This window comes from Microcystis sp. LE19-84.1B, assembly GCF_027531875.1.
GTDB lineage: Bacteria > Cyanobacteriota > Cyanobacteriia > Cyanobacteriales > Microcystaceae > Microcystis > Microcystis panniformis.
The window spans coordinates 1-5,580 of the sequence record NZ_JAPZSR010000391.1; the positions used below are offsets into that span (position 1 = coordinate 1).

4 protein-coding genes and 1 tRNA gene are annotated in these 5,580 nt (G+C 45.7%); 3 read left to right on the plus strand and 2 right to left on the minus strand.

Annotated elements, in window-relative coordinates; genetic code table 11:
- Positions 1-691: 691 nt before the first annotated feature.
- Together O9324_RS21940 and O9324_RS21945 are read left to right on the plus strand one after the other, a co-directional pair.
- Positions 692-2,518 carry a peptidoglycan DD-metalloendopeptidase family protein gene (locus tag O9324_RS21940; protein ID WP_288141303.1) on the plus strand — a complete coding sequence of 609 codons (1,827 nt, stop codon included), beginning with the start codon at positions 692-694 and terminating at the stop codon, positions 2,516-2,518.
- A gap of 91 nt (positions 2,519-2,609) precedes the next feature.
- Positions 2,610-2,683 (plus strand) — tRNA-Met (locus tag O9324_RS21945).
- Positions 2,684-3,139: 456 nt separating this feature from the next.
- Here O9324_RS21945 and O9324_RS21950 read toward each other — a convergent pair.
- Positions 3,140-3,982 (minus strand): methyltransferase domain-containing protein, encoded by an 843-nt coding sequence (locus O9324_RS21950; RefSeq protein ID WP_287627486.1) that lies wholly within the window; start codon positions 3,980-3,982, stop codon positions 3,140-3,142.
- A gap of 447 nt (positions 3,983-4,429) precedes the next feature.
- Positions 4,430-4,714 carry a type II toxin-antitoxin system TacA family antitoxin gene (locus tag O9324_RS21955; protein WP_002789208.1) on the minus strand — a complete coding sequence of 95 codons (285 nt, stop codon included), beginning with the start codon at positions 4,712-4,714 and terminating at the stop codon, positions 4,430-4,432.
- Positions 4,715-5,121: 407 nt separating this feature from the next.
- On the opposite strand from O9324_RS21955, the gene O9324_RS21960 reads away from it, so the two are divergent.
- Positions 5,122-5,433, plus strand: a complete 312-nt coding sequence (locus O9324_RS21960) for a caspase family protein (protein WP_288141304.1) — start codon at positions 5,122-5,124, stop codon at positions 5,431-5,433.
- Positions 5,434-5,580 lie beyond the last annotated feature (147 nt).

Sequence of the window (5,580 nt, forward strand, 5' to 3'; positions counted from 1 at the left end):
ATAATACAAGGTCAACAAAAAGATGTCAAGTTGTATCCTTAACAAGGGAACAATCAGACTAGGAGCCGTGTGAGGTGAAAGTCTCATGCACGGTTCTGAATGGGAGGGGAGGTCGGTGACGACCTTCTCGACCCCTAATAGTATGACAGCCTTTTTCTGATCAAGACGAAGTGTAACCTAATTTGCTATGGACGACCGACACCTCGCACCCCACACCCTGCCCCCAGAAAAAATTTTTTCGGCAAACCCTATTTATCCGGTATTGACCTTGAATAGCCATCGTTGCCCCTTGTTTCCTGTCGAGCGGCGAATGATTAATAATTTCTTTGTAAATCGCAAAACAGATAAAAAATTTCTATGAAAAAACTGGCAAAAATTGGCAAGACCAAAAATGCTGATCAGCTTGGAACAACTGAGATAGAGCATCGTCAATCTGGACATTCAAAATGTCACCAACTTGCCGTGATCCCGATGCTAATAGTCAGAGGGAGACTTGCATAATTTCAAAATCTAAGTTAATCTCTCCTAAAAGTCACCTTTAGGTATTTTGACTAAAAAGAAAGTTGCCTAACTTCTACTCTAGCCTCAAGGCTAATGCTGAAAGCTAGAATCATCGGCTTCATCGACTGGCTCTAGCTAACTCTTTACACCACAGGAGGTCTGTTTGAAAGAGACTTTTATCCACAACCCCATGACATCCGCTACCCCAGAACAGAATAGCAATGCTGAGTCTAACCGAGTCCGTTGCTCGGCTGCCCTGCTGGGATTAGCACTCTCTCTGGGAGTACCTAGCCTTCTCAACTCCACCTCAGAATCAGCCCAGGCCGCCAATTCTGTACCTCCGGAATGGGAAGTGATCGACCTGTCCCAAAAAGCCAAAGCTGCGGGTAAAGAACTAAAAGAACCGCAAATAATCCAATCCCAAGCACTTGCTACCGTCAAATTCATCGCCACATCAGTAGTTGACCATCAGGTAAAACCGGGAGAATCCCTGTGGAGTTTAGCCGACACCTATCAAACCACCCCTTCAGCGATCGCTACCCGCAATAATCTCTCCCCCCAATCCGATCTGATTATCGGACAAACCTTAAAAATTCCCACTCCTGAGCAGTTGCCCCCGGCAGCCCCGGCAGCAACTCCTGAGCAGTTGGATAGTTCCTCTGCTAGTCTGCGTCAAACCCGTCAACGTCTCCAAGAAAGTTTGGCCGCCTTGCGAACCGAGGAAACCCCCCATCAGTCCAATTCTGGGGAAACAGTAATCGTTACTGAAACTACCGCTCTCGTTCCCGATAATTCGCCAACTAGCGTCGAGATTCCCGTTATTGCTCCCGAAGAATCCCCTCGACCAACCAGCCAGGTGATCCCGATTCCCGTTCCCACCCCTGAAAGCGATCGCACGATAGCCCCAATTGCCGTTAATCCTCCCTTGACAAGCAGACCGGAAATTCCCAGCGTCGCCCTACGAAATCCGGCTCCTGTGACTGAAATTCCCGCCGTTCCCAATCCTCGGGTCATAATTCCCCCAGAAAATCAAGTTTATCGGGTTCGGCCAGGAGATACCTTAAACACGATCGCTCGCGCTCTCGGCATCACCCCCGCCGAATTAGCCAGGGAAAACGGCATTGACAACCCCAACCGGATTAAAGTTAATCAAACCCTAGTGATTCCCGACCGCTCTGCCAACGCTAGAGTTAATCAAAATCTTACTCCCTTGGTCGCCGATCGCCCTAGATTGTCCTTTAACCCCAGCAATCGACAAAATTTGCCCGCCGCCACCGCCACCACGGGGACGGAAGAATTCCCCGAAAATATCACCGGCAGCTATCGGGAAAGATTGCGCCAAGAGGTGGCTAATCTGCGGGAAACTAACCTTTCGGAAACCCAGAAAAGTATCGCTATTCCCGTCGATAATCCCGCAGAAACCCTCGATGATCGGCAAATAACCCCTAATCCCCAATGGAACGCCCTTCGTTCTCGTTCTAACCAAAGCATCCCCCCACAGATTATCGGTTCGGCTCCTACGAATGTGGAAGAATATAATGACCGCCTACGAATTCCCGTCGGCGAAACCGTAGAACCTTCCCTTCCCCCCCTCACTAATCCCGATGAGTATTTACCTAATCCCGCCCCGATTTTTACCGGCTTTATCTGGCCCACTAGAGGTGTGTTAACCTCCGGTTTCGGTTGGCGCTGGGGCAGACCTCATCGCGGCATCGATATCGCCGGTCCAGTGGGTACACCAGTTGTGGCGGCGGCTGCCGGTGAAGTAATCGCCTCCGGTTGGAATTCGGGTGGTTATGGCAATCTGGTGAAACTGCGTCACCCCGATGGTAGCGTCACTCTCTATGCCCATAACAGCCGTCTGTTGGTGCGTCGCGGCGAAACTGTTCAGCAAGGCGAGCCAATCGCCCAGATGGGTAGCACCGGTTTTAGCACCGGCCCCCACCTACATTTCGAGGTTCACCCCTCCGGCCAGGGCGCAGTCAATCCCATCGCTTTCCTGCCAGGCAGACGTTAAAGATACCCCCAAAGGGAAGATTTTTTCTTCCCTTTTTTGCTCTTGTGCAATTGGGTGATTATGTGTTATGATTGATAACTGTGTAAACAACGGCTTAGTAGCTCAGTTGGTCAGAGCAGGGGACTCATAAGCCCAAGGTCGGCAGTTCAAATCTGCCCTGAGCCATCGCAATCAACCTCCTCTTGGGAGCCTCCTGGCATTTTTTTCGCTCTTGTCGGGCCGAACGGAAGTTCCCCCATACAATCGTTCCCTAAAAAAAACTGTTCCTTGAACCCAGCAAAAATCTCCCCAACACCTGCCCCCCACCAAAGCCCTTTTTTTGATTCTAGGAAATTCGCACCCATAAGTATGGGAAAGGACTTGACTTTATCCGCGGTTTGCGCTATGCTTTTCTTATAATGGGAATCTGTGCAAATTTCTTTAGGTGCAAATATTCCGATTATGAATAAAATCTTTTAAAAATATTATCTCAAAATCTCCCCACAAAAGCAAGCAAAATTTTGCCGATAATTGTTAAGTTTTGTTAAAAAGAAATACAGAGATCGGCCTTTATCGATGCAGAAGGTATCACCCCCGAACAAAAACAGGATTTGATTCGACTTACTTGCGAATCACCAGCGATTATTTTTTCCCTTGCAGTAAACCAAAACGAATTAAACCCGACTCGTAACCGCGCCGCATTAACCCTAAAGATAAGGCCCCTTGGATAGTAGTATAACCGCTTGCTAACAAACCAGCGATCGCATCTGTGCTGAGGGCCGAATCAATCACCACATCCCAAAAAGCCGCCACCGATAGAGACCAATCATCGGTTTTTAGGTCTTGAAAGCCAACTTCACGGGCAATATCGGCGTATTCTGGCAAAGAAATCACATAGGGCAGACAATAAACCTGATAAATCTCGTTTAATAGTTTAATCTCCCCTTCCGTTAAATTACCGGCCAGGGAAGTGGTGGGACGATGACACCAAGTGGCCATCAAAAAAGTCCCCCCGGGCTGCAAAACCCGATAACATTCCCGCAGAAATTGCCTTTTATCGGGCATATGTTCGCCACTTTCCAAAGACCAGACCAGATCAAAATTATTCTCAGGAAAGGGGGTTTTTAGGGCATCAGCCACACAAAAACTCACTTGTTCCCCTAAATTGAACTCTTGCGCTCTTTGGCTGGCTCTAGCGGCTTGTACCGGGGAAAGGGTAATCCCCACCCCTTGGCTGTGAAATTTTTCGGCCAGATAAAGGCTACTGCCACCAATACCACAACCCACATCGAGAATCTGATTAGCGCCGGTGACACCACCCCAAGTTAATAATTCTTCTATTAAATCAATTTGTGCCTGACGGCGATCGAGTTTAATCTTGCCGCCGCGACCGTAGTAACCATGGTGCATATGTTCGCCCCAAATCCTTTCCCATAGTCCACTAGAGGAGTCATAAAAATCGGCTATTCGTTGATAAAGTTCCATGGTGATTTCCTAAGTAAGTGGGTGGAATTAAATATAAGATGAACTGGTAATGTTCTAGACCTGTGGATCGTATTTCTGCGAGGTAGTCAATCTATTCATTGTGACTTGTTTTGTCCACAGATTCAGAACACTACCGACAAATAAATCTTTTTTTGTCTATAAAAACCTGTGTAACAATATAGCCTTTTGGAGAGTTATCAAGCAGCATTGCGCCTTTGCTAAACAGCCTAGGAGGCTCTCTTAGGTTTGGTGGATAAAATGTATTCTAAGACACAGTCCTGCTGGGGAGCGAGTGGAAGGAACCACTCCAGACACAGAGGACACAAAGATTGATCGCTTCTATAGTAAGTTAAACTGGTCGCAACGCGCTCGCTACGCGAGATCACACAAAGAATAAGAGAGCCATACTTTTGATGAATAGGGACAAAATTCCATCTTTTTTACGCCTCATTGTCCATATTTATCTCGATATTTTTTAATGGCTGTTTTGAGGTTTCCTTGAAGTTCCGGGGGATTTTCCATAATGGACATAAATAAGTCTCGATCTCGATCTGAAAGAATCAATCTTTCCTGAGTGTCTATGTCTTGTTTGGCAATAGGTAACAGGTGAAGAAGAGTATAAGCACTTAAGGAAATTCCTCTGAGGGAGGCGGCTTTTTCGAGAAGTTCTTTTTGTTCTTGAGTCACTCTCAAGTCTATACGGCTATCTTTAACCTTTGAGGTTTCTGACATAAGGGGTTTCTCCAGTATTGAGTTCCGATGTTTCTAGTTTAACAGATTTAGGCGGACAAAGTACACAGAAAAGAAGAGGAGGAAATCATCAGTCTTTAGAGAGAGTTGACAGAAAAGTAGCCAGTGGTATAATATTCCCGAAGATGTGTCGTTAACCTAATCTATTTGTATTTACCCTTGTGCGATACTTGGATTATCTATCTAGAACTCAATTGACTGAATCCACCTTAACAGAACTGCATCAGAAAATCGATGCTGGTGTGAGAATAGCGATCTAGGAGAGTCTATCAGCATTTTAAAAGATGGCTAAATTGTCACCTTAACGGCCGAGCAAATTCCCCCCAAATCACAATAATAAATGCTTTCATTATCAAGATTTGGTAGTATTAAATAGGGAGTGAAATTTTATGACTAGAATTAAGCGTAGGCAATTACTATCCCTGACTGGTTCTTTATTAGCCACTTTAGGATTGAGCCAGTTGGAATTGAAACAGCAAGCCATTCTTTATCGTAGTGTACTGGCAGAAAATACACCTCGTAAACGGGCATTATTAGTGGGTGTTAATAATTACCCAGATACTAGATGGATACCCCTTGAAGGTGCAGTCAATGATGTCAAACTACAACAGGAATTACTCATTCACCGTTTTGGATTTCAGTCCGATCAAATTTTGCTTTTAACTGATCATGAAGCAACTCCCTCGGTAATGATTCGGTAGTAGTGGCGTAGCCCTCTTGCTTACCTGGTATGAATTGTGTAAAATATTTATTAATAAAAATAATTGGAACCCGCTCAGTCTTTAAACCTCTAGCTTGATTATGACTTTTCTGATAAATATCTTTTTCTGGCTCCTGTCTGGCTTACT